The organism is Petrachloros mirabilis (assembly GCF_975968855.1).
In genome coordinates, this window is sequence record NZ_CDLUDY010000277.1 from 1 (window position 1) to 3,217 (window position 3,217).

Sequence of the window (3,217 nt, forward strand, 5' to 3'; positions counted from 1 at the left end):
CCTCACCTGCATAGAGGTCTAACAAGTCATCAGTGACGTGTTGTGGATAGAGATAAAACGGCCTGATCCATCGCAGATCCTTCACCTTGACCAACTCCCGCAGCAACGAGACGAGGCCATGGCGGAGACCGAGATCCACTCCGTAATTGACGGTATCCTGAGAAATCAGGTTGATCTCCTTGACGCCCTCTGCTGCCAGGTTCTTCGCCTCAGCCACAATGGATTCGAGGGATCGGCTGCGCTGTTTGCCGCGCATGAGCGGGATAGCGCAGAAGGCACAGTTGCGGTTACAACCTTCGGCAATCTTCACGTAGGCACTGTGCTTTTTCCCAAGACGCAGACGAGGCGCCAGTTCATCATACAGATGCGGCGGTTGGCTGATCCAAAGCCGCTGATGTCGTTTCTTCGGGGTGAGGAGTTTTCGGCAGATCTCGGCGATCTTACCAAACTCACCGGTCCCGACGATGCCGTCAAGTTCCGGTAATTCCTTGAGCAGATCGCCCTTGTACCGTTGCGCGAGGCACCCGGCGGCGATCAACACCCGGCAGACTCCTCGTCTCTTCAATCTGCCGTGATCGATGATCGCATTAATCGATTCCTGCTTGGCTTCTTCGATAAATCCGCACGTATTAATGATGACAACCTCGGCCTTTTGCGGATCAGCCGTCAATTCAAATCCATCGGCGACCAGCGTGCCCAGCATGATCTCCGAGTCGACCTGATTCTTCGAACAACCGAGATTGACGAAACCGATCGAGGCCTTCGCGCCTCTCGCCGGACGCGATTTGCGGCGCTTGGGACGATCCACGTTGATGAGGGAATGGCTCATGGGAAAGCAGTCTACGGGACGACGAAAAAGCCTGTCAATTAGGTACGCCCTTGCGGTTCTGGATCCAACTGGCCTATTGTTCGACGATGGTTAGAACATTCCAAGGCTTCACGCCCGCGATCCCCACGTCCTGCTTCATCGAGGAAACCGGCATCGTCATCGGCGACGTCATCATGGGAGAGGACTGCAGCGTCTGGTTCCATGCTGTCATTCGAGGGGACGTGAACTACATTAGAATCGGAAATCGCACCAACGTCCAAGACCTCTGCATGCTGCATGTGACCCATGATACACACCCGCTGATCGTCGGCAACGATGTGACAGTCGGCCACAAAGTGGTTTTGCACGGCTGTACGATCAAGGATCGAGTGCTGGTTGGTATGGGCGCCATCATCATGGACGGCGCGGTCATCGGTGAAGATTCCGTGGTGGGAGCCGGCGCCCTGGTCACGGAAGATACAATCGTGCCGCACAAGAGCTTGATCCTTGGCGCACCCGCAAAAGTGAAACGACCCGTCACCGAAAAAGAATTGGCTTGGATCCGTGAGTCGGCCGAGAATTATGTGACATACGCCCGCCAGTACCTGGCCGATCCCGCGAAGTCCAAAACGGGCTTCCGGCTGTAGCTGAATTTCTCAACGCTTGCGCACCCCTATCTGCATGAAGCAAATCGGATCTCCTACCAAAGCCGTCCGATACTGTTCTCGCCCCACAAGATAGGGGATGTTTTTCCTATGGCACCAATCCGCAATCCACACGACTTCTTCTGTCGAAGTTGTGACCAGTCCCGGCAAACTCAACTTAGACAGACACCGGTTCACGATGGATCGCACGATTTCCCTTTCTTTCCGGAAACCCACGGGATCGAATGTCACCGGATCCGCACGTCCGTAGGAAATTGGTGCAACGTGTGGAAACCGTTCCGGATCGTTAAGAACACTGACGATCCAAACATGGTCGAATTTCCCCGGGGCCTTGGTCGCATCTATCGCTTGGAATCGCAAAGGTATCGTGCGGCACGTTCGGTTCAATGAGTCGACCTCTGTACGGCGAAGATTGCAGGGAAAGACATCGCGCCTCAGGTCGAAGGACTCCATGAGTAGCGGAGGAATTTCCGCTACCCCGGCTCCGACATAGAGACTGCGTCCGCTCGGCCGCAATCGCCCGAGCATGGCTTCAGCCACGATGGAGCCGAGCCGAATGCAGGAGCTTCGTTTTGCCTTCCAAAACTCCTCCCCACCTTCATAGCAATAGATCGGCCCAAGTGTGCGATATTCTAGATTTCCAAAGACCTCCAAGATCGCCTTCCGAGTTGCCTGGCTGATTTTCTTTCTACTCTTCATAGATCCGTTTTCCCGGCGAGCTCGGTTACGGCAGCAACGACTGTCTCGCTCACGGCCTCGATGAAGTCGAAGTCCAATGTCTCAATCCTATCCGTCGGCTGATGGTAATGTGGATTTCTGAAATTGGCTGTATCGGTCAACATGACAGCTGGATATCCCTGATCCCAAAAGGCTGCATGGTCACTGCGGCGGACATCCGGCAACTGTTCACCGCCGGCCGGCACCACTAATGTCAGGACAGGAAGAGGAGGATTTATTCTTTGCGCGTTTCGCGCAAGGGTCACCACAAGCGCTCTTGAGGCATCGTTTCCAATGATACCGAGAAAGTTGCCCGTCTCCGGAACCGCAATGGGGACGCCGGACGGCATCCGTTGCGAGCCCGGAACTTTATTGGTATAGCCGACGCATTCAAGCACAATAGCCCCTGCGATAGCCTGCCCGGATTCCTTGAGCTTGGATACGAAGGCCCGACTTCCCAACAGGCCTTGTTCTTCCAGGCAGAAAGCCATGATCCATACGGGCCTTGATATCGGTATAGACGAGAGCTGCCAGGCGGTTTCGAGCAGAACTGCCAAGGCACTTGCATTGTCGTCGGCTCCTGGAGACCCAACAACCGTATCGTAGTGAGCACCGATAATTAGAGGCGCCATGCGTCCCTTCAAGGTACCGTCAGAGGGAGTCTTTACCGCCAGAATATTCTGAAAACTCCTTCCCCATGCCTCGAAAGGCTCCCGAGAGGTATCCCATCGGAGCAGAGAAAATTGCTCCGCCAAGTATTCCTCTGCCTGCGAGAGGGCCAGGGGAGCACTATCAGGATGGCGTTCCAACGCCAGCGCATGGAGATGTTTGGAGAGTCTAGTACGTCGATCGGTCAAGGCTGGTAAATGGGAGCGTTCGCTATGCCGTGATTTCGGTCCCGATGCCCTTGCGCGTAAACACTTCCAGAAGAATGGCATGGGGGATTCGGCCGTCGATGATATGGGCCTTGCCGACACCCTGTTCGAGTGCGTCCAGACAGGCGTGGACCTTGGGCAGCATACCTTCA

At 55.2% G+C, this 3,217-nt stretch carries 4 protein-coding genes and 1 pseudogene; 1 reads left to right on the top strand and 4 read right to left on the bottom strand.

Going from position 1 to position 3,217, the window contains the following annotated elements:
• Nucleotides 1–829 (bottom strand): radical SAM protein (locus ACWVCN_RS11890; RefSeq protein WP_455245979.1); only part of this gene is annotated, 829 nt, incomplete at its 3' end.
• 50 nt (nucleotides 830–879) lie between these two features.
• Between ACWVCN_RS11890 and ACWVCN_RS11895 the strand changes: the two genes are divergently transcribed.
• Nucleotides 880–1,455, top strand: coding sequence for a gamma carbonic anhydrase family protein (locus ACWVCN_RS11895; RefSeq protein WP_455245981.1), 576 nt, complete (start codon nucleotides 880–882; stop codon nucleotides 1,453–1,455).
• Between the two features lie 9 nt (nucleotides 1,456–1,464).
• Here ACWVCN_RS11895 and ACWVCN_RS11900 read toward each other — a convergent pair whose 3' ends face one another.
• The 3 genes and pseudogenes from ACWVCN_RS11900 to ACWVCN_RS11910 all read right to left on the bottom strand — a co-directional run.
• Complete coding sequence (locus tag ACWVCN_RS11900; RefSeq protein WP_455245982.1) at nucleotides 1,465–2,172, bottom strand: hypothetical protein; 708 nt, start codon at nucleotides 2,170–2,172, stop codon at nucleotides 1,465–1,467.
• Nucleotides 2,169–3,047, bottom strand: a complete 879-nt coding sequence (locus tag ACWVCN_RS11905; RefSeq protein WP_455245983.1) for a M28 family peptidase — start codon at nucleotides 3,045–3,047, stop codon at nucleotides 2,169–2,171. Before ACWVCN_RS11905 ends, ACWVCN_RS11900 begins: the two co-directional genes overlap by 4 nt.
• Before the next feature lie 22 nt (nucleotides 3,048–3,069).
• A pseudogene (locus ACWVCN_RS11910) lies at nucleotides 3,070–3,217 on the bottom strand (acetylglutamate kinase); the annotation flags it as partial.